Origin of the sequence: Blastococcus saxobsidens, assembly GCF_010682065.1 — a bacterium.
Lineage (GTDB): Bacteria > Actinomycetota > Actinomycetes > Mycobacteriales > Geodermatophilaceae > Blastococcus > Blastococcus saxobsidens_B.
Genome location: NZ_JAAGWG010000012.1, coordinates 1 through 21,236, shown reverse-complemented (window position 1 = coordinate 21,236; position 21,236 = coordinate 1). Strand labels below are relative to the sequence as shown.

Here is a 21,236-nt window from a genome sequence, read left to right as displayed (position 1 = left end):
GAGGAGATGGGCGTCGGTTCGACCTTCACCCTGACACCGGTCGGGGTATTCCTCGGCCGCGAGCCACCCTCCTAGCACGTCGGCACGCTCCGCCGGCCCACCGTCCCCGGCCGTTCCCTGGAGGAAATTTGCCCGAGGAACCCTTCGTCGTCGTCGGCGCGTCCCTGGCCGGCTTGCGGGCGGTCGAGTCCGCCCGCAAGAGCGGCTACACCGGTCGGCTGATCCTTGTCGGGGCCGAGGAGCACCTGCCCTACGACCGGCCACCGCTGTCCAAGACCTTTCTCGACCCGGGCGACGAACCGGCGATGCCGCACCACCGCACCGAGGACGAGCTGCGCGCCCTGGACGTCGAGCTGCGGCTCGGCGTCCCCGCGACCGCGCTCGACACCGCCGGCCGGGAGATCATCCTTGGCGATGACGAGTGGCTGCGCTACGAGCGGCTGGTCATCGCCACCGGTGCGCGCGCCCGCCAGCTGCCCGGGAAGCAGCTCGACGGGATGCACACCCTGCGCACCGTCGAGGACGCCCGCAGCATCCGCCGGGCCCTGGACGCTGGCTGCCGCACGGTCGTCGTCGGTGGTGGCTTCATCGGGTCCGAGGTCGCCTCGGCCGCCCGCAAGCGGGACGTCGACGTCACCATCCTCGAGGCGGCCCCGCTGCCGCTCGTTCGTGCCGTCGGCGAGCAGATGGCCGCCCCGTGCGCAGACCTTCACGCCCGCAACGGCACCGAGCTGCGGTGCGGTGTCTCCGTTACCGGGCTCGAAGGCGAGGATCGCGTCGAAGGCGTCGCGCTGTCCGACGGCTCGGTCCTGCCCGCCGATCTCGTCGTCGTCGGCATCGGCGCCGACCCCGTCACCGACTGGCTCACCGATTCAGGACTGCAGGTCGACGACGGCGTCGTCTGCGACGAGACACTGCGCGCCGACACCGAGGTGTACGCCGCGGGGGACGTCGCCCGCTGGCCCAACCCGCTCTTCGGCCGGACGATGCGCCTGGAGCACTGGACGTCGGCCGCCGAGCAAGGCGCCGCAGCCGCGCGCAACGCTCTGGCCCCCGCCGAGGCCACCCCGTACGGCACCGTTCCTTACTTCTGGTCGGACTGGTACACCGACAAGTTGCAGATGGTCGGCATCACCGCCGCCGACGAGGTCACCGTGATCGGGGACCTGGACGGCACTCGGTGGCTCGCGCTGTACCGCCATGAGGACCTGCTCGTGGGCGCCCTCGCGTTAAACATGCCGGGCAAGATCATGAAATATCGGGCGATGATCGGACGGCGAACCGCCTGGCAGGACGCTCTCGCCTTCGCTGGTCGATGAGATGCGCAGATCCCAGTCGCCCGGCAGTTGCCGCGTGCCATTTCGGGTGACGGCCGACCTGGCCTGCCACGGAACGCACGCCGAAGACCAGGAAGAGGACCAGCCATGAGAAGTGCATCGGAGATTTGCTCAAGTTGGATGCCGGTGCCGCATGAGTGAGGCCGACGGCGTGCTCGCGGACTGGGCCGCCGGCTTCAATCACCGGTCCACAGCGGCGGACGTCCTGCCAGCGCACCACCCGGAGTGCCTCGGCTGCGGGCCGGACAATGCACACGGTCATCACCTCCAGGTGCGGCGCGCCGGTGAACGCGTAGTGAGCGAGCACGTCTTCGATGCCCGGCACGTCGGCGCGCCAGGCATCGCTCACGGTGGCGCGGTGGCGACCGTCGTCGACGACCTCTTCGGGTTCGTCCTCTACCTCGTGGGAGAGCCGGCCGTCACCCGGCACCTGGAGGTCGACTATCACGCCCCGGTGCTGCTCCAGCGTCGCTATGTGCTCGAGGCCCGATTGGAACGGCGGGAAGGCCGCAAGCTGTTCGTCGAGGCCACCGGGACCGATGACGCCGGCAACACAGCGTTCACCGCGAAGGCGCTGTTCGTCGTCGTGCCACTCCAGCACTTCGCCGGCGCAGCGGCAGGAGATCCGCCCGTCGCACCCTGAGCATCGACTCAAGGGGACGATGCCTTCTCTTCACGACATCGACGAGGGCGCGTATCCGACGTGCTGGAGAAGTGCAGCAACCGGCATAGCAAGACGGTGTTGCGTCGGCGGGTGAGTGCGAACCCGAGTGGACTCGGTGACCGCCTGCGCCCGTGCGCTTCAGGCTTGGGGTGGTGCCCGGGACGTTTGTTCAGCCCCCAGGGGCTCAGCGAGGATCATCGTCTAACCGTCCGGAGGGCACCGCGCCTGACTACCGCCTGCGATGTCCTCGTCGGTGCAGGAGCAGTCCGGTGGCTGCGGTGGCTGCGATGAGGTCCTGGCTGAGGAGGGCGGCCGGCACGCCGAGCACCCGTTGCGGGAGGCGGTGCTGGTCGTAGGGGGAGGTGCCGGGCAGGAGCAGGGTGAGGTTGAACGGTGCCCACCGTGCGATGGGCAGCAGCGCGGCGGCGGTGACGGTCCGTTGCGACCCGGGGTGGTCGCGTTCGCCCTCGCGCAGGAGCCAGAGGGCGATCAGGCCGTCCAGGGTCGCGCTGACGACTTCGGAGGCGCCGTGCCAGCGCGCGTGCGGGCCGTACTCCGGCCCGAACGTGTGCCGACGGTTCCAGTCGGCCAGCCATGGCAGGGTGGCGCTGGCGACGGCGGAGGCGGCGATCAGCCGCCGTCCCCACCGCCGCAGGTCTGGCCCGCGGGCCGACGTGCCCGTGGTCCTCCTGCCGGGAGTGCGCGCGCTCATCGGCTCGGGGTGGACACCGGTTCTTCGGCGGTCCGCCGTTCCGGCGCGGCGGCGTCCTGTCTCTGCCGGTCGAGCTGCTGGAGGAGCTTGTCTCCCTCGACGTCGAGGTCGGGCAGGAGGCGGTCCAGCCATCGGGGCAGCCACCAGGCCCGGTCGCCGAACATGGACATCACCGCCGGGACCAGGGTGAGGCGGATGAGGAACGCGTCGATGGTGATGCCGATGGCCAGGGCGAAGCCCATCTGCTTGACCATCGGGTCGGCGTTGAAGATGAACCCGCTGAAGACGGCGATCATGATGACGGCCGCGGCCACCACGACCCGGCTGGCCTGGGTGAACCCGTCCACCACGCTGTCGGTGCCGTGGTGGCCGTGGACGTGGGACTCGCGCATGGAGGACACCAGGAAGATCTGGTAGTCCATCGCCAGCCCGTACAGCACGCCGGTGACGATGATCGGCAGCATGCTCATCACCGGCGTGGTGGTGTCGAACCCGAAGACCTCGTTCAGCCAGCCCCACTGGAACACCGCGGTGGTGGCGCCGAAGGTGGCCAGGATGCTGAGCAGGAAGCCGGCGGTGGCCTTGATCGGGACGAGGACCGAGCGGAAGACCAGCAGCAGCACCAGCAGCGACAGGCCGAGGACCACGGCGAGGTAGAGCGGCAGGACCTCGGCCAGGCGCTCGGACATGTCGATCCCGATGGCGGTGAGGCCGGTGACGCCGAGGTCGATGCCGAACTCGTCGGCGTAGCGATCGGCGCGGTCGCGGATCTGGGTGACCAGTTCCTCGGTGGCTTCGTCGGTCGGTCCGCTGGTGGGGATGACCGAGAGCACCGCGGTGGCGCCGTCCTGACTGAGCCCGGCCGGGATGGCGGTCTGCACGCCGTCCAGCGCGCCGAGGTCGCCAACCACCTCCTGCAGGGCCTGCTGGTCCAGGGGTGTGCCCGGCTGAGTGGAGCTGGCGACCGCGACGAGGGGGCCGTTGAAGCCTTCCCCGAAGCTGTCCGCGACGGCGTCGTACCCGTCCCGCTGCGGCGTGCCGCTGCTGTAGCTCTCCGCCGAGGGCATGCCCAGCCGCATGCTCGTCATCGGCGCGGCCAGCAGGGCGGTGACCGCGACGACGGCCAGGACGACCAGCAGTCGGTGCCGCACGACGAAGCCGGACCACTGCCGCGACGGGGAGCGCGACCGGTCGGCATGTCCGGCCGCGCGGCGGCGGGCCGCCGGCGAGCAGATCCGCTCCTTGAGCAGGCCCAGCAGGGCGGGCAGGAAGGTCAGCGCGACGAGCACGGCGATGGCGACGGTGGCGGCGGCGATGAGGGCCATGACACTGAGCAGCGAGATGCCGACCACCAGCATGGCGGTCAGGGCGATGACGACCGTGGTTCCGGCGAAGAAGACGGCGCTGCCGGCGGTGCCGACCGCGCGGGCCGTGGCCTCCTGGGCGTCCAGCCCCTTGTTCAGGATGAGCCAGCGCTGCCGGTTGACGATGAACAGGGCGTAGTCGATGCCCACTGCCAGGCCGAGCATGAGTGCCAGGACGACCGAGATCGAGTTGAGCTGGAACAGGTGCCCCAGGGCGAAGGCCCCGCCGATGCCGGTGGCCACCCCGACCAGCGCGTTGGCCAGCGGCAGGCCGGCGGCGACCACGGAGCCGAGGGTGACCAGCAGGACGAGGGCCGCGACACCGACGCCCACGATCTCCGCGACCCCGATGACCTCGGGGATCTCTTGCAGGGTGGCGCCGGGGAGCACCGCGATGCCGGCGTCCTCCGCCGGTGCCTCCGCGGCCGCGACTGTGTCGCCGACCGTCCCGGCGGGCAGCTCGAAGAGCTGGTCGGTGAACTGGAACTGCAGGAGCGCCACCCGCCCGTCGGGGGACACGGTCACCCCGAGCACCGGCTGGCCGTCGACCACCAGCATGCCGGCCGGCGGGGCAGCCGGCGCCTGCTCCGGGTTCCCGGGCGGGCTCCCACCCGGGGGTGCGGGCGCGCCGCCGCGCTCGGATTGGGCGGCGATCAGTTCCGCCGGGTCGACGACGTGCTCGACGGCATAGACGTTCGCGACCGACTCGGCGACCGCGGCGGCCAGGGCCAGGGAGTCGAGGCGCTCACCCTCGGGCGCCTGGAACACGATCGAGCCCTGCCCGCCCGCCGCCTCCGGCAGCTCCCGGCCCAGCTGGTCGATGACCTCCTGCGCCGGCGTGCCGTCGATCCGGAACTCGGTGCTCAACCGCGGCGGATTCAGCACGAGAGCGCCGATCAGGACCGCCAACAGCAGCACCCAGGCGCCGATCGCACGCAGCGGATGACGGTAGGCCGCCCGTCCCACGCGGTAGAGAAACGTCGACACGGGGTCCCCCTGGCTCGTCTCACCCGACAACCATGATCATCGAAGTGATAGTCAACTATCAGGCGGAACGATAGCATCGGCCGGGCAACGACGTGACGGACCTGATGACGGCGCCCGGGAGGACACGATGGCCGACGAGGCGGTGAAGACCCGGCGACGCGACGCGACCTCCAACACCGAACGGCTGATCACCGCCGCGCGCAGCGTCTTCGCCCGGAACGGGCAGGCGTCGCTGGAGGAGATCGCCGCCGAGGCCGGGCTGGGCATCGCCACCCTGTACCGGCACTTCCCCAACCGCGAGCTGCTGACCCGCGCGGTCTACCGGTCCATCTTCGACACCGAACTCGTCCCCCTGCTCACCGAGTCCTGTGCCCAGAGCACCCCCAGGGCCACCTTCATGGCGATCGCCGACCGCCTGTTGGACCTGGTCGACAGGGAGCGCGGGCTGATCGCGTCCTCGGCGAACTTCGCCGTGCTCACCGATGAACTGCTGCGGGACTTCGTCGACCCCTTCGCCATCCTGCTGCGACGGGCCCAGCACGCCGGCGAGATCAGGGCCGACCTGCAACCCCACGACATTCCGCGCATCTTCAGCATGCTCCTGGTCGGTCTCTCCACCCCCCGAGCAACCCCCGCCGTCCGCCGCCGCTACCTCTCCCTGGCCTTCGACGCGCTCAACCCGCCGGGCGCTGAGCCGCTGCCGCCGCTCGACGAGCAGGACGCCACCGAGGGACTCCGAACCGGAGTGGCCACGCTCCGCATCGCCAGTTCCCTCTCCGGCCCCGATGAACGGCCCTGACCCGGGGGTCTCGCACCGTCGAGGCCCATCCGGTCCACCCGTCGAGCGGCCGGCAGGCGGGGACCCGACCCACCGGCATGTCCCCGATCGAGCAGACCTCCTCGAGCTGGTCGAGCGGCTGGCGCTCGAACTCTGCCGACTGGCCATTCCACCCATGCCGGCGCGCGTGCTGGCCTACGCCCTCGTCGCCGATCACGACACCCATACCGCCGGACAGTTCGCCGAAGGTCTGGATGTCAGCCCCGCCGCCATCTCCGGCGCCCTGCACCAGTTGATGGACCTCGGCCTCGTCGAACGCACCAGAGAGCCAGGAGTCCGCAGCGACCTCTACGCGCTGGCTCAGCACAATCCCCTACCGCGCTACCTGGCATCCAGGATCCAACGGGTGCGCACCGCCGAGGACAGACTCACCGACGCAGTCCAGTCCCTTCGCAGAGGCACGCCAGGCGGCACCCGGATCTCCGAAGCCCTCGCCTTCGCCGCCTTCCTCCGCACCGAGTTGGGCGATGCCATCGCCCGGTGGCAGGAGAGCCCACGGCCTGAATCTGACGAGACCGCAGGCGGCTGACTCGGGGAAGGAAGCGACCGCCGTCCGTCGCGCTGCGACGGGGCGCGCCCAGTGCGCCAGGCCGGCGTGAGACGCCTCGTCCGGTCCCACCGTCTTGCGCCACGGGTCGGTGCTCGTCGGCCTGTCGGTACTTGCCGCTTGCCGGCGATCGTGGATCCGAAAGCAGGGGAGTGTGTCGCTCAACGCCAATAATCAACCGAGAGCCGCCGCAAAGTCCTAACCCAATCATTCATTACCGTGATCACCCAATAATCCAGTAGCCCGCCCCGGACAACCAAGTCGTCAACAGGTTCCTGCACCGCCCAAGGCCTCACTGAAGGACGGCACGCATGCTACCCTTGCGGGTAGTTCGGGCCCCGCTTCGCGGGGCCCATCGCCGTTTCTAGGGGTGACCTGTTGGTCATTATTGGGTGGCGTTGAAAATGCACGGGGGAATGAAGGTGTACGTCGGCGACCCGGCCGCCGCCCGCGCCTATGTGGAGGCTGATCGGGGTCGGGCCGATGACTACTACCTGGCCGAGGGCACCGGCTTCGCCCGCCGCTTCACCGCCACCGACGCCCGCGTGACCGAACTGGCCCCGTTGACCGGCGACGGATACGAGACCTGGGTGGCCGGCCACGACCCGGACACCGACCAGCCGCGGGGGCAGCTGCGCGACGACGACCGGGCGGTGCGGTTCGTCGAGGTGGTGGTCAACGGCCCGAAAACCTGGTCGCTGGCCGCCGCACTGCACCCGGACATCGCCGCCGCGTACGAGGCGGCGCAGGACCGCGCGGCCGAGCAGATCATCGGCTGGCTCTCGCAGCACGCCACCACCAGGGTCGGCCCGCGCGGCGGGCAGGTGCAGGTGCCGCTGCAGGTGCTGGAGGCGGCGACGGTGCGGCACTACACCTCCCGCGCCGGCGATCCGCACTGGCATCTGCACCTGCAGATCCTGTCCCGCGTGTTCGCCGTCGGAAAATGGCGCGGGCTGCACACCGTCGGGGTCCGCGACTCGCTCGGGGCGATCAACGGCATCGGGCACGCGGCGATGGCGTGTGACCCGGAATTGAACGCCGCGTTCGCCGCGCACGGCTACACGAAGGACGCTACTGGAGAAATACTGGAGCTCGCCGACTATGTCGGCCCGTTCAGCGCGCGGAACGCGCAGATCGCCCGGAATGTGGACCGCTACGAAGCCGAGTGGACCGCCGCGCACCCCGGTGAACGGCCAGGCCCGGCGCTGCGGCGGGCGTGGGACGCCCGCGCCTGGGCCGACGGCCGCCCGGACAAGGTGGTTGCGCAGCGCGGGGTGACCCTCGACGAACGGTGGCGGGGGCAGCTGTTGGGGCTCGGCTACCGCGGCCCGGCCGGTCCCGTGGACCTTGCGCCCACCCAGGTCGGTGCCCTCGATCGGGAGGAGCTGGTGCAGCGCGCGTTGGCCCGGCTGGCGGCGGGCCGGTCGGCGTGGAACGCCGCGGACGTCCGCGGCGAGGTCGAGCGGCTGATCGCCGCGGCGGGCGTCGTCGCCGGGGCGGCGGTGCGCCTCGAGCTGGCCGAGGACCTCGCCGCCCGCGCGATGGACCGCTGCCTGCCACTGCTGGACCGCGACGGCGTCCCCGAGCACATCCGGGCCTGGACGTCGCGGCCGGTGCTCGCCGTCGAGGCCGAGCTGACCGCCCGCCTCGCCGCCCGCGCCAGGACCGGCGGACCGGAAACCGACCTGACACCCCCGGTCGACCTCGCGGCCGGCGCCGCGCGGCTGGATGCCGGCCAGGCCGCGGCGGTCGCCGCACTGGCCGGCGACCGGCCACTGGCCGTGGTGGAGGGTGCGGCCGGCGCCGGCAAGACCACCACCCTCGCCGCCACCCGCAACGTGCTCGACCAGCAGGGGCGCCGGCTGGTGGTCGTCACCCCGACGCTGAAGGCGGCCAAGGTCGCCGCCGCGGAGGTCGGGGCGGTCGCGGGGTCGGCGGCCCGGCTGGCCTTCCAGCACGGCTGGCGCTGGAACAACGACGGCGCCTGGACCCGGCTCGGTATCGGAGATCTCTGTCCGACCACGGGAGGTGTCTACGCCGGGCCGGGGGAGGGAGCGCGACTCCGCCCGGGGGACCTCCTCGTCGTCGACGAGGCCGGGATGCTGGATCAGGACACGGCCCGGGCCCTCCTGACGGTCGCCGACGAGTGCCGGGTGCGCGTCGCCCTGCTCGGTGACCGGCATCAGCTCGCGGCGGTCGGGCGGGGTGGCGTGCTGGACCTCGCCGCGGCCCAGGTTGACCTGACCGGGCACCTGACCCTGGACGGGGTACACCGCTTCACCCGCACCGACGCCACCGGCGCCACGACACCGGACAGCGACTACGCCGAGCTGACCCTGGCGATGCGCGCCGGCGAGAACCCCGGGACGGTGTTCGACACTCTGCTGGCCCGCGGGCAGATCCGGCTGCACCCCGACGCGCAGGCGCTGCGGAAGGAGCTCGCCGCCACCGCGGCGCAGTGCTACACCGCGGGCGAGCGGGTGGCCGTGGTGGTCGCCATCCGTGAGCAGGCCGCCGCCCTCAATGCCGCCATCCGGGACCGGCTCGTCACCGACGGTCGGGTCGACGACCGGCGTGTGGTCGTGACCGGGGCCGGGGAGCGGATCGGCGTCGGCGACCGGATCGCCACCCGGCGCAACGACCGCGACCTGCAGGTCGCCAACCGCGACGTGTGGACGGTCACCGGCGTCGACCGGGACGGCGGGCTGCTCGTCACCCCCGACCGCACACCCCATGTCACCCCCGCCAGCGGCGGGTCCGCAGCTGTCACCCCCGCCGTTCCCCCGGCCGGGAACCGGGCGCGGGTGCTGCCCGCCGACTACGTCACCGCGCATGTGGAACTGGCCTACGCCACCACCGCGCACGGCATCCAAGGCGACACTGTGACCGCCGCCCACCTGGTGGTCGGCGAGGACACCGGCGCGGCCGCGGCCTACGTCGGGATGACCCGCGGCCGAACCGCCAACACCGCCCACCTCGTCGCCGACGACCCCGCCGAGGCACGGGAGCAGTGGCTCGCGGTCTTCGCCCGCGACCGCGCCGACCTCGGCCCCGCACACGCCGCCCGGCTGGCCGCCGCCGAAGCCACCCGCTACGCCACGCCCCGACCGCTGGAACAGTCGCTCGCCGACCTGCACTCTGCGTGGACGGCCGAGCAACGCTGCCTGGATCGGCTCGCCTCCGACCTGCCGCGCCGGGACGCGCTACGCGAGATCGTCGCGCTCAAGTCGGCCCACGCCGACCGGACCGCCGCGCTCACCGAGGCCTATCGGCAGACAGGGATCGACGCCCGACACGCCACGGCGCGGGCCGACGCCAGCGGCGCGGCCGTCACCGCCGAGACCGACCGGATCCGCGACACGCTGCTCGCCAGCTGGGACACCGGGCGGGACGCCGCCCGCGACGCCGCGCGGGTCGTGCTCGACGGTCCCGGCCGGCTCCGGCTTCGGCTGGCGGCGGTGAACCGGGCCGGCGAGCAGCTGGTGGACTGGGCGGACGCCTGGCGGCCCTACCTGCCGGCCATGCCCACCGACCCGCGGCAGATCGCGCGCCTGGCTGACCGGTCCGACGACCAACCGCGGCTGTGGACCGCCTTCGACTCCTACGCCCGCCACCACGCCGAACACGCCCACCCGGAGCACGCTCAGTTGCGCGCGACCGCAGCCACCGCCCAGGAGGCCCACCGGCACGCCGGGGCCGCGGTGGCCGACGCCCGCCGCCAGCACGAGAACCGGCTCGCCCGCTTCGGACCGCTCGCCCGGACCTTCGACCCGGCGGAGCGACTGTCCGACACCGAACACCAGATCGCCGCTGCTCGCCAGCAGCTCACCGATGTACGCGCGCGCATCGCACGACTGACCTCCGAGCCGGCGCTCCGCGCCCAGCCGCCCGACCGCCTCGCCGGAGAGCGGGACACCTGGCGTGCACGCCAGGACGCCGACCCGAACCCACACCGATCGGCCGCCCCGCTGCCGACCGCCTCCGAGCCGGGTGTCCGCCTCCCGCGGCCCGAGGACCTCGCGGCACTCACCCGGCACACCGCCGCAGGGCGAGGCATATCGCGCTGAGCGGGCGGCGCCCGCCGGAGCCTTCGACGACGGGGCGCTGAGCACCGTTCCGGTTAGTGCCGCCGCCCGTCGTCCAGGTCGGGGGTGGGTGCCCCCCAGCTACGGCGCTCGCCATCACCCGGATGGTTCACCATGGCGTGCGGGTCAGTGGGGACGCTTCACCGGACGGTCTCCCGCCCACACCGCGCCCACAAGACGCCCACAGAAGGGCCGTTCGCGACCAACATCGGCCGATCGCAGCAAACGGTATTTCCGCTGGTCATGGCCCAGTTCCGCGTAGAATGCGCTGATCAGAAAAGTGTCTTTTGGGAACTTTTAATCCGCGGGTTGTGGGTTCGATCCCCACGGGGCCCACTCGGGAACGGCCGGCGGCAGGCCGTGTACGGGGGCTGGGAGGACTGCGGTCAACTCCCACTTCAACGTATAGCGCAGGCGGGGGCTTGCGGCAAGACCCCGGTCCGCCCCCACACTCGCTCGTCGTGGACCGTCCGACCAGCGCTTTCGCCCTTCCCGACACCCTCGCCGCCAAGGCCGATCCGGGCCTGATCGCCGGCGACGAGCAGCACTTCGCCGCCATCGCCGAGACGCTCCAGCAGCAGATCGCCGAGCTCTCCGAACGCCTCGATGCCGAACGCAGGGCACCCGGCGGCAGCGGCGAGGAGGCGCTGAACCGGGACCTGGAGATCCACCGGCTGAGCGCCCGCCTCCGCACGCTGCGCCGGTTCGGCCTGGACCTGTGCCTCGGCCGGATCGTCTTCGCCGACGATCCGGAGCCGGTCTACATCGGACGGCTCGGCCTCACCGACCGCGCGGGCCGCCGTCTGCTGCTCGACTGGCGGTCGCCCGCGGCCGAGCCGTTCTTCGGCGCCACCCACGCCGACCCGACCGGCCTGGTGAGCCGCCGTCGCTACCGCTGGACCCGCGGCCGCGTCACCGACTACTGGGACGAGGTGTTCACCCCCGACGGGCTGGAAGGCCACGCCGCGCTCGACGACCAGTCCGCGTTCATCGCCACCCTGGGCAGCAACCGATCGGCCCGCATGCGCGACGTGCTCGGCACCATCCAGGCAGACCAGGACGCGATCATCCGCGCCGGCTCCTCGGGCGCGCTGGTGGTCGACGGCGGGCCCGGGACCGGGAAGACCGTCGTCGCCCTGCACCGCACCGCCTACCTGCTCTACGCCGATCCGCGGCTGGGCCACAACCGCGGCGGGGTGCTGTTCGTCGGCCCGCACGAGCCCTACCTGGCCTACGTCTCCGACGTCCTGCCCAGTCTCGGCGAGGAGGGCGTGCGGACGTGCACCCTGCGCGATCTCGTCCCCGAGGGGGCGACGGCGGGAGCCGAGACCGACCCCGAGGTCGCCCGCCTCAAGGCCTCCGCGGACCTGGTCGGCGCGATCGAGGCCGCCGTCCGGTTCTACGAGGAGCCGCCCCGCACGGGCATGACGGTCGAGACCGACGCGGGCGACATCCGGCTGACCGCCGACGACTGGGCGGAGGCGTTCGAGGTGCCCGATCCTGGGACGCCGCACAACCTGGCGCGCGCCCAGGTGTGGGACGAGCTGCTCACGATCTGCGAGGACAGGTACGACGGGGAGGAGGACGACCACCTCCGGACGTCGTTGTCGCAGAACCGGGAGCTGCTCGCCGTCTTCAACCGCGCGTGGCCGCTGCTGGAGGCGACCGACGTCGTCGGGGACCTGTGGTCGGTGCCCGCCTACCTGCGGAAGTGCGCCCCGTGGCTGAGCCCCGAAGAGGTCCGCAGGCTGCAGCGCGACGATGCCCGCGCCTGGACGCTCTCCGACCTGCCGCTCCTGGACGCCGCCCGGCAGCGGCTCGGTGATCCGGAGGTCGCCCGGCGCACCCGCCGGCAGCAGGCGGTCGTCGCGGGCGAGCGGGAACGCATGAGCTCCGTCATCGACGAGCTGATCGCCGCCGACGACTCCGAGCTGCTGCTGATGACGAGCCTGCGGCACGGGGACCTGCAGGACGCCCTCGTCGACCAGGGTGCCGTGCCCACCGCCGACCCGGACGTGCTGGCCGGCCCGTTCGCGCACGTCGTCGTCGACGAGGCGCAGGAGCTGACCGACGCCGAGTGGCAGATGCTGCTCCTGCGCTGCCCGTCGGGGAGCTTCACCGTCGTCGGCGACCGCGCCCAGGCCCGGCACGGGTTCGCCGAGTCGTGGCAGGAGCGGCTGGAGCGGGTGGGCCTGGACCGGGTCACCCTCGCCACGCTGACCATCAACTACCGGACGCCGGCCGAGGTCATGGCCGAGGCCGAGCCGGTCATCCGGGCGGCGCTCCCGGACGCGAACGTGCCCACCTCCATCCGCAGCAGCGGCGTGCCGGTCACGCACGGATCGGGAGGGGAGCTGCGCGAGATCCTCGGGAACTGGCTCGCCGAGCACGACGAAGGCATCGCGTGCGTCATCGGCGACCCGTCGTTCGAACCGACCCCCCGCGTCCGGTCGCTGACGCCGTCGCTGGCGAAGGGGCTCGAGTTCGACCTCGTGGTGCTGATCGAGCCCGACACGTTCGGCGACGGGATCGCCGGCGCCGTCGACCGCTACGTCGCCATGACCCGGGCCACGCAACGGCTCGTCGTCCTCACCGGCTGACGAGCCCGAAAACCCGGTGCGCCCGAGGTCCGGATCCCGCTACCGTCCCTCCGCACGTGATCAGCAGCCGGGCGGCATCGCCGCCGCAGGTCCTGCGCGTCGGTCACGGGCATGCCATGTGGGCAAGCGTCTTCGGAACGCGCGGGTTCGACTCCCGACGCCGTTCGGCGCGTGGTCATCCCGGTATCGACGGTCTGCAGCGCCCCGTGCGCTCCCCGCCGGCGCCCGACCACGCGCCGGACGGTCCGCGTCCCCAGGACACACCGGAGGGAGGTCATCGGACGTGCGGATCGTCGTGCAGGAGTGGGAGCAGGTGCTCGTCTACCGCGACGGGCGCTTCGAGGAGGCGCTCGGCGCCGGCGCGCACCGGCGCACCCGGTGGCGGCGGCGGAGGGTGCGCGTCCCCGTCCGGCCCCGGATGCTGGTCGTCCCGGCCCAGGAGGTGCTCACCGCCGACGGGCTGTCGGTGAAGGTGAGCCTGTCCGTGTCCGTCCGGACCGTGGACGCCCGTCGCTGGCACGAGGCCGTCGACGACGCCGACGGCTACGTCTACACCGCGCTGCAGCTCGCGCTGCGGGAGGCGGTCGCGGCGCGCTCGCTGGAGACCCTGCTCACCGACCGGCGCACGGTGCCGGAGGAGATCCGCGAGGGCGTCGCCGCCGCGGCGGCCGCGGTCGGGATCGGCATCGAGACGCTGGCGCTGCGCGACGTCATGGTGCCGGCGGAGCTCCGGCGCGCGGCCGCGGAGGTCGTGACGGCGCGGGCACAGGGTCAGGCGGCCCTGGAGCGCGCGCGGTCGGAGGTCGCGGCGGCGCGGGCGCTGGCGAACGCGGCCAAGATGGTCGCCGAGCAGCCGGGGCTCCTGCAGCTCCGTACGCTGCAGGCGGTGGAGGCCGGCGGCGCGACCGTCGTCCTCGGTGGCCCCGGGCTCTCCGAGGTCGGCGGCCTGATCCGCTGACCGCGCCGCCGTGCCCGCCTCCTCGTCGCGAGGGCGGTCACGGCGGCGGTGCGGCCGCCTCGTCCCGCTCTGGGGGTGGTCCTCGCCCACCGGCAGCCCTGCAGGACCCCCGAAGCGCGAACAGGGCCCCCAGAGCCTCCGAGTGGGCTCCTGTGGAAGAGCGGACGGTCACGGCGGCGGGGCGGCCCGCCGATGGAAGGGGGGACGCACCGGCGCGGAGCAGTCCGTTCGACCGGGTGCCCAGCCTCCGACACGCCGTCGTGCCGGAGCGCCGCCGGGATGACCGACGTCGCGATCCCGCCCCTCCACGCTCGAGATCCACGGTTTGTCGACAAGACGGCCGGCCGGAGAGCGGGTCATCGACCGCCTGAGAAGGCCTCCACAACGAATGGGAAACGTGCCGTCCGCGGGGTGTCCCGAGGCGGCTTCCCGAGCCCCTTCCCGGACCTAGCCTTCGGGCTGTCCGCGGCGCTTCCCCAGCCGCGGAGCACGACCGTGAGGAGCTCAGCGTGAACACGTCCGGCCAGTCGGTGCACACCCCCGCCACGAGCGGAGGGCTGCCCCTCGACGGCGGCCTCGGACTGCTGCTGGACCTGATGGAGCCCGCGCCCCTGCCCGGGCCGGCTCCCACCCCGGGCCCGGGACTGGTGGCCCGTGCCCAGGACTGGACGCAGCGGGCGGCGGCCTGGGGCGAAGGACCGCAGGGGGCCTGGCGTGCCTGGTGAGCTGATGTGGCTCGCGGTCGCCCTGTTCGCCAGCCTCGGGCTGGTCATCGTGCTGGGCGCCAGCTCCACCGCACGCTACGAGCTCGAGCGCACCAGCGCGTCGAGCCGGCGGGACGCCGTCCCCGGGGACCCGCGGTCGGTTCCCACCGGCCCGACGTCCGGGCCGCAGCTGCCTGCCGCGTCCCGGTCGACCTCCGGGCAGCAGGGTCCCGGTCAGGCCACCTCTGCGCACCGTCCGGCGGCCCAGGCGTCCCCGTCACCGGCCCCCGTGGCGACCCACCCGGCGGGGCGGCTGACCGCGCTCGCCCCGATGGCCACCGGCTGGTGGCTGGTCGACGGCCCCGGCGCCCCGCTGGCCGGTCCCTTCGACGACGCGATCGACGCCGACTGGGCGGCCTTCTCCCTCGCCCTGCCCGAGACGGCGCGGGCGGTCTACGGCGCGCAGCGCGAGGACGGCAGCGTGCTGCGCCGGCAGTCCCCGCAGGAGCGGGCCTGGCTGGACGAGCTCGGGCGCCAGCTCGACCGCCTGCCGGAGGAGTGGACGGCGCTCATCGAGGACGAGGACGCCCTGACGACGCTCGCCGTCGACGTCACCGCCGCGCTGCTCGAGGCCGGGCTGCCGCTGCACGACTGCGACGACTCCGACGGGGCGCCCCGCTCCGGTGGCGCCTGCCTGACGCCGCACCTGGAGTCCGGCGGCCTCGTCGTCACCTGGCGGCAGCACGACCGGATGAGCGTCGAGCAGGTGCGCGGTGCCGAGGCGGGCGACGCCGTCCAGTACTCCATGACCGTGGCCGTCGCCAACGTGCTGACCCAGCTCGGCTTCGTCGTCGAGCCCTACGGCACGACGGGCGGCTACCTGGTCACCCCGGGCGGCTGCTGACCCCTTTCTGGCAGGCGTCACCGACAGCTGCGTTCTGCCGCGCGCGGCCGGATGTGCCACCATCCGGCCGGTGACCGGCGAACCGCATCCGAGGGCAGCGCTATCAGCGGCGACCGCACCCGACGGGCCGGCATGAGCGTCTCCGAGGTCGACTCCGCCGACGCCCGGACCGGGGTGAAGGGCCGGGTGCTCGTCGGCTCGATCGTCGGCGTGCTGGCCGTCGCACTGTGGGCGATGGCGAGCCCCGCGGCGGCGGCGGACGCCATCGGGTCGCTGGTGGGCTGGACGTCGGAGTGGTTCGGCTGGTTCTACATCGCCTTCGCGACGGCCGTGCTGGTCTTCGTGCTGGCCATCGCCTTCTCCCGATACGGCAAGGTCAAGCTGGGCCCCGAGCACTCCACCCCGCAGTTCAGCACCTTCGCCTGGGCCTCGATGCTCTTCGCGGCGGGCATCGGCACCGACCTGATGTTCTTCGCCGTCGCCGAGCCGGTCACCCAGTACCTGGCCCCGCCGGTGGGGGACGGCGAGACGGTGGAGGCCGCCCGCGAGGCGACGGTGTGGACGCTGTTCCACTACGGCATCAACGGCTGGGGCATGTACGCGCTGATGGGCATGGCGCTGGCCTACTACGCCTACCGCCGGAACATGCCCCTGGCGATCCGCTCCACCCTGTACCCGGTCTTCGGCCGGCGGGTGCACGGGGCGCTGGGCGACGGGGTGGACATCGCGGCCGTCCTGGGCACGATCTTCGGCGTCGCCACGTCGCTGGGCATCGGCGTCGTCCAGCTGAACTACGGGCTGTCCGTGCTCTTCGGCATCCCCGAGGGCCGGGCGGCCCAGCTGGGCCTGATCGGCCTGGCCGTCGGCGTGGCCGCGGTGTCCGCGGTGAGCGGCGTCGACCGGGGCATCAAGCGGCTCTCGCAGCTCAACGTCCTCCTGGCGATGGGGCTGGCCGCCTTCGTCCTCGTCACCGGCAACACGGCCTTCCTGCTCAACGGCCTGGTGCAGAACGTCGGCGACTTCGTGAGCAGCTTCCCCGGCCGGACCCTGGACACGTTCGCCTACGACCGGCCGGACGAGTGGCTGAACGGCTGGACGCTCTTCTTCTGGGCGTGGTGGATCGCCTGGGCCTCCTTCGTCGGCCTCTTCCTCGCCCGCATCTCCCGAGGGCGCACGATCCGCCAGTTCGTCGCCGGGACGCTGCTGCTCCCGTTCAGCTACATCCTCATGTGGGTGTCGATCTTCGGGAACAGCGCGATCGACCGGATCCGCCAGGGCGACGCGGCCTTCGGGGAGACGGCGATGAACACCCCGGAGCGCGGCTTCTACACGCTCCTCGCCGACTACCCCGCGTTCCCGTTCATCGCGGCGATCGCGACCTTCGTCGGGCTGCTCTTCTACGTGACGTCGGCCGATTCCGGTGCTCTGGTGATGGCGAACCTGTCCTCCCGGCTCCCCCGGCCGCAGGACGACGCCGCGGCGGGCTTGAGGATCCTCTGGGCGGTGGCGACCGGTGTCCTCACCGCGGCCATGCTGCTGGTCGGCGGTGTGCCCGCGCTGCAGAACGCCACGATCATCATGGGCCTGCCCTTCGGCTTCGTGATGGTGCTGGTGATGGTCGGTCTGTACCGGGCGCTGCGCCAGGAGGTCGACCGCGGGGCCAACCGGCACCGGGTCTGGCCCACCGGCCGACCGGGGGCCCGCCGGCGGATCCGGTCGCGGGGCCGGCTGCGACGGCGCAACACGTCGGCTCCCCGGGGCCGGGAACGGGCCGACGAGTACCTCCGGGAGACCGTCGGCCCCGCGCTGGCCGAAGCCGTGGCCGAGCTGCGGGCGCGCGAGGTCGAATCCCGGACGCGCGTGGTCGACGACGGGACGGGGGGCCAGGGCGTCGAGCTCTCGGCAGAGGTCCACGGCGGGACGCCCTTCCGGTACTGCATCCGGCCGAGGGTTCCCGCGAACCTCGGCGGCCGCGGCGGGCAGACCGATGATGCGGCCGGGTCCGGCGTCGTCGTCAGGCTCGACGCGGGCGGTCGGGACCCCGGCCCGCTGGGCTACGACGTCGTCGACTACACCCATGCGCAGCTGATCGACGACGTCCTGGACAGGTACGAGGAGCACGTCGCCGGTCAGCGGGCCGGGGCCTGATCCGTTCCGTCACCCGTCGAGGAACCGCTCGATCACCGGCGCCAGCTCGTCGGCCTCGGTGATCAGCGCGATGTGCCCACCGCGGTAGACGTGCAGCTGGGCCCGGGGGATGAGCCGGGCCATGACCCGCGCGTTCACCACCGGGATGATCGGGTCGTCGTCGCCGGCGATCACGAGCGTGGGCTGCCGGATCAGCCGCAGGAACGGCAGGCTGCTCCAGCCGGTGCTCGACGCCAGCTGGTAGTAGTAGCCGCGCTTGGGCCCCACCCGGGTGTGCGTGTGCAGCACGGCCGCGGCGCGTTCCGGCTCGGTCCGCATGGTCCCGCCGTAGATGTCGCCGGCGATCTGGCGGGCGTACTCCGGGTCGCGGTGCCGCCGGGGGGTGAGCATGCGGGCCAGCACCCGCGGGTGCGCCGGCACCATGATCGAGCCGGTCGCCGTCGCGGCGAGGACCAGCCGGCGGCAGCGGCGCCGGTGCTGCACGGCGAAGTGCTGCGCCAGGCCGCCGCCCCAGGACAGGCCCAGGACGTCGACCGGTTGCTCGTAGCCCAGCCGGCTGAGCAGCCCGGCCACCACCGGGCTCAGCGTCGACAGCACGTAGGGGACGACGGGCCGCGGTGAGCCGCCCACACCCGGGACGTCGAACCGGATCACGGTCCGCCGGGGATCGAGGGCGTCCACGAACGGCTGCAGGACCTCCAGGCTCGCGCCGATGCCGTTCATCAGCAGCAGCGGCGGGACGTCGTCGTCCGTACCCGGGCGGACGGCGGTCCGCAGCGTCCGGCCGCCGATGGTCAGGCTGCGGACGACCTCCCGGCTACTTGTCGAAGACATAGGTGCCGGGTGCGTCCGCCAGTGGCTCCAGACCGTTGCCGCCGAGCTCGGCCGGCGCCGGGATCTCCTCGCCGGACCGCTCGCCGAGCCAGTCCATGAAGTCCGGCCACCAGGAGCCCTTGACCGTCTCGGCCTGCTTCATCCACCGGTCGGCGTCCGGCGGGGTCTGCTGGGCCACCTGGAACGTCGACTTCGGGTTCCCGGGCGGGTTCACCAGCGAGGCGATGTGGCCGCTGGTGGAGAGGACGAACCGGCTCTCGCCGCCCAGTAGCTGGGTGGTGCGGTAGCAGGCCTGCCAGGGGCACAGGTGGTCGGCGACACCGGCGGTTGCGTAGGTGTCCACCGTGACCTTCGACAGGTCCACCGGCGAGCCGAGCATGCTCACCGCATCCGGCTCGGTGAGCGCGTTGCGCACCGCGACGTCGATGAAGTCGCGGTGCAGGCCCGCCGTCATCCGGGTGGTGTCGGCGTTCCAGTAGAGGATGTCGAAGTTCGGCGGCGGCTTGCCCTGCAGGTAGTTGTTGACCCAGTAGTTCCACACCAGGTCGTTGGGGCGGAGCCACGCGAACACCTCGGCCAGCTGCGCGCCGTCGAGGTAGCCCTTCTTCCGCGAGCGCTCGGTGGCCGCCTCCACCGCCTCGCGGTCCATGAGCGCGGACACCGTGCCGGCGCGCGACCAGTCCAGGACGGTGACCGCGTAGCTGGCCGCGCGCACCCGGTCCTGCTTGCCGGTGGCCGCCAGGTGGGCCAGCACCATCGCGGTGATGATCCCGCCGGAGCAGAACGCCTGGAGCGCCACCTGCTCCTGGCCGGTGATCCGCTCGACGGCGTCCATGGCGTCGAGCAGGGCCTGGCCGTAGGTGTCGAGGTCCCAGTCGGCGTGCCGCTCGTCGGGGTTGCGCCAGGAGATCATGAAGACCTGCTGGCCGGCGCCCACGTAGTGCTCGACGATGCTGCGGCCGGGCGCCAGGTCGGTGATGTAGTACTTGTTGATCGTCGGCGGCACCATCACCAGCGGCACCGCGCGGACCTTCTCCGTGGTGGGCCGGTACTGGATCAGCTCGAACACCTCCGTCCGGAGCACGACGGCGCCGGGGGAGACCGCCAGGTCCTCGCCCACGGTGAAGGCGTCCGGCTCCACCATCGTCGGCACCCGCGGCGGGTTGGCGAGGTCGCGGACGAACCGGCTCAGGCCCTTGACGGCGCTCTTCCCGCCGGTGTCGATGGCCGCCTTGAGGGACAGCGGGTTGAGCACCGGGACGTTGCTGGGGGCCAGCGCGTCGACGAGGTTGGTCGCGGTGAACCGGATCCGTTCGTCGTCCTGCCAGTCGAGGTCGGCGTCCTCGATCAGCTCCCAGGCGGTGCGCGCGGTGGCCAGGTGCAGCTGCATCGCACGCCTCAGCAGCGGGTTGCCGCTCCACGCCGGGTCGGCGAAGCGCTTGTCCTTCTTGCCGGGCGCGATCTCCGAGCTCCCCCCGGCGATCCGGGCGACCTCCTGGACCAGTTCACCGGCCCGGCGCGCGACCGCATCGGGCTTGCGGGCCAGGGCGGAGGCGAAGCGCAGGGTGGTCCCGGCCGGCGGGACCAGGCGGCGGAGCGGGCCGCGGGCGGCGTCGACCAGCACCATGTCCAGGCCGGTCGCGGCCTCTGCGGCCTGCTCGGGGGACCCGGCGGCGGGCTCGCCCTCGGCCGGGGGAGCGGAGGCGGTGCGGGTCGGCTCGGTGGCGGGCTGAGCCATGGCTGGATCTCCTTCGGCGCTGCCCGGGTGAGTCGGCGACGCCGTCCCCCGGGGCGCGGTTGTGACCCCGACCACTCAACCACAGGATCCGGAACGGGGCAGGGCGCCCGCGAGGTGTGCAGGGCCTGTTGTGGAGCACGTGCTCTAATAACCGCCGTGGCCCGACCGCGACTGCACACGCCGGACGCGCTGCTGGACGCGGCCGAGGCGATCGTGGTCGGCTCCGGGCGGGCCGGTCTCACCGTCCGGGCGCTGAGCGCGCGGACGGGCGCCTCGAACGGGAGCGTCTACCACGCGTTCGGCGACGTGGAGACCCTGCTGGCCACCGCGTGGCTCCGGCGGGCCCGCCGGTTCCTGGCGCTCCTGCGGACGGCGGTCGACGCGGAGCTGGCCGCGGGCGACGGACGGCGCGCGCTGCAGGCAGCCGCCGACGCCCCCGCCCGGCTGGCCGAGGAGGACCTCCGCGCCGCCCAGCTGCTCACCGTCCTCACCCGCGACGACGTCCTGACCGAGGACGTGGCCGGACCGGTGGCCGCGGACCTGCGGGCGCTCGACCGGGAGCTCGGCGAGGTCCTGCGCCGGCTCGCCGCAGCGATCGACGACCGTGCGGGACGCGCCGCGCTCGACGTCGTCACCACCTGCGTCGTGCGGTTGCCGGCGGCGCTGCTGTTCCCCGACATCCGTGCCGGCCGGGTGCGCCCACTCACCCGCCGACAACTGGCGGCCGCCGTCGGCGCCGTCCTCGACTGTCCTCCCACTCCCCAGGAGAACCGATGCCCACCCTCGACCGGCACGACGACGTCCTCGTCCTCGACC

15 protein-coding genes are annotated in these 21,236 nt (G+C 72.9%); 11 read left to right on the top strand and 4 right to left on the bottom strand.

Annotation, left to right across the window (positions count from 1 at the left end; genetic code table 11):
* Nucleotides 1–128 precede the first annotated feature (128 nt).
* Nucleotides 129–1,319 carry an NAD(P)/FAD-dependent oxidoreductase gene (locus GCU60_RS09600; protein ID WP_116450892.1) on the top strand — a complete coding sequence of 397 codons (1,191 nt, stop codon included), beginning with the start codon at nucleotides 129–131 and terminating at the stop codon, nucleotides 1,317–1,319.
* A 151-nt stretch (nucleotides 1,320–1,470) separates the two neighbouring features.
* Nucleotides 1,471–1,980, top strand: coding sequence for a PaaI family thioesterase (locus GCU60_RS09595; RefSeq protein WP_116450893.1), 510 nt, complete (start codon nucleotides 1,471–1,473; stop codon nucleotides 1,978–1,980).
* Between the two features lie 250 nt (nucleotides 1,981–2,230).
* Here the strand turns inward: GCU60_RS09595 and GCU60_RS09590 are convergent, their stop codons facing one another.
* Nucleotides 2,231–2,713 carry a hypothetical protein gene (locus GCU60_RS09590; protein WP_116450894.1) on the bottom strand — a complete coding sequence of 161 codons (483 nt, stop codon included), beginning with the start codon at nucleotides 2,711–2,713 and terminating at the stop codon, nucleotides 2,231–2,233.
* Nucleotides 2,710–5,064, bottom strand: coding sequence for an MMPL family transporter (locus tag GCU60_RS09585; RefSeq protein WP_116450895.1), 2,355 nt, complete (start codon nucleotides 5,062–5,064; stop codon nucleotides 2,710–2,712). The genes GCU60_RS09590 and GCU60_RS09585 overlap by 4 nt, the downstream gene beginning before the upstream one ends.
* Nucleotides 5,065–5,191: 127 nt before the next feature.
* Here GCU60_RS09585 and GCU60_RS09580 point away from each other — a divergent pair, with 127 nt between their 5' ends.
* The 8 genes from GCU60_RS09580 to betT all read left to right on the top strand — a co-directional run bounded on the left by GCU60_RS09580 (nucleotide 5,192) and on the right by betT (nucleotide 17,848).
* Nucleotides 5,192–5,863 carry a TetR/AcrR family transcriptional regulator gene (locus tag GCU60_RS09580; RefSeq protein WP_116450896.1) on the top strand — a complete coding sequence of 224 codons (672 nt, stop codon included), beginning with the start codon at nucleotides 5,192–5,194 and terminating at the stop codon, nucleotides 5,861–5,863.
* Nucleotides 5,850–6,431, top strand: a complete 582-nt coding sequence (locus tag GCU60_RS09575; RefSeq protein WP_374201736.1) for a GbsR/MarR family transcriptional regulator — start codon at nucleotides 5,850–5,852, stop codon at nucleotides 6,429–6,431. Before GCU60_RS09580 ends, GCU60_RS09575 begins: the two co-directional genes overlap by 14 nt.
* Before the next feature lie 434 nt (nucleotides 6,432–6,865).
* On the top strand, nucleotides 6,866–10,516 hold the full coding sequence (gene mobF, locus GCU60_RS09570) for a MobF family relaxase (protein WP_163204619.1): 3,651 nt from the start codon (nucleotides 6,866–6,868) through the stop codon (nucleotides 10,514–10,516).
* Nucleotides 10,517–10,995: 479 nt separating this feature from the next.
* Nucleotides 10,996–13,134, top strand: a complete 2,139-nt coding sequence (gene helR, locus GCU60_RS09565; RefSeq protein ID WP_163204617.1) for an RNA polymerase recycling motor ATPase HelR — start codon at nucleotides 10,996–10,998, stop codon at nucleotides 13,132–13,134.
* 283 nt (nucleotides 13,135–13,417) lie between these two features.
* Nucleotides 13,418–14,092, top strand: coding sequence for an SPFH domain-containing protein (locus GCU60_RS09560; protein WP_163204615.1), 675 nt, complete (start codon nucleotides 13,418–13,420; stop codon nucleotides 14,090–14,092).
* A 509-nt stretch (nucleotides 14,093–14,601) separates the two neighbouring features.
* Nucleotides 14,602–14,817, top strand: coding sequence for a hypothetical protein (locus GCU60_RS09555; protein WP_163204613.1), 216 nt, complete (start codon nucleotides 14,602–14,604; stop codon nucleotides 14,815–14,817).
* Nucleotides 14,807–15,700 (top strand): hypothetical protein, encoded by an 894-nt coding sequence (locus GCU60_RS09550; protein ID WP_163204611.1) that lies wholly within the window; start codon nucleotides 14,807–14,809, stop codon nucleotides 15,698–15,700. The genes GCU60_RS09555 and GCU60_RS09550 overlap by 11 nt, the downstream gene beginning before the upstream one ends.
* Nucleotides 15,701–15,832: 132 nt before the next feature.
* Nucleotides 15,833–17,848, top strand: a complete 2,016-nt coding sequence (gene betT, locus GCU60_RS09545; protein WP_163204609.1) for a choline BCCT transporter BetT — start codon at nucleotides 15,833–15,835, stop codon at nucleotides 17,846–17,848.
* Nucleotides 17,849–17,857: 9 nt separating this feature from the next.
* Here betT and phaZ read toward each other — a convergent pair whose 3' ends face one another.
* The gene (phaZ, locus tag GCU60_RS09540; RefSeq protein ID WP_239520842.1) at nucleotides 17,858–18,682 is read right to left on the bottom strand and encodes a poly(3-hydroxyalkanoate) depolymerase; all 825 of its coding nucleotides are present in this window, start codon (nucleotides 18,680–18,682) and stop codon (nucleotides 17,858–17,860) included.
* Nucleotides 18,666–20,420, bottom strand: coding sequence for a PHA/PHB synthase family protein (locus tag GCU60_RS09535; protein ID WP_163204607.1), 1,755 nt, complete (start codon nucleotides 20,418–20,420; stop codon nucleotides 18,666–18,668). Before GCU60_RS09535 ends, phaZ begins: the two co-directional genes overlap by 17 nt.
* Before the next feature lie 156 nt (nucleotides 20,421–20,576).
* Here GCU60_RS09535 and GCU60_RS09530 point away from each other — a divergent pair.
* Nucleotides 20,577–21,236 (top strand): TetR/AcrR family transcriptional regulator (locus GCU60_RS09530; RefSeq protein WP_163204605.1); only part of this gene is annotated, 660 nt, incomplete at its 3' end.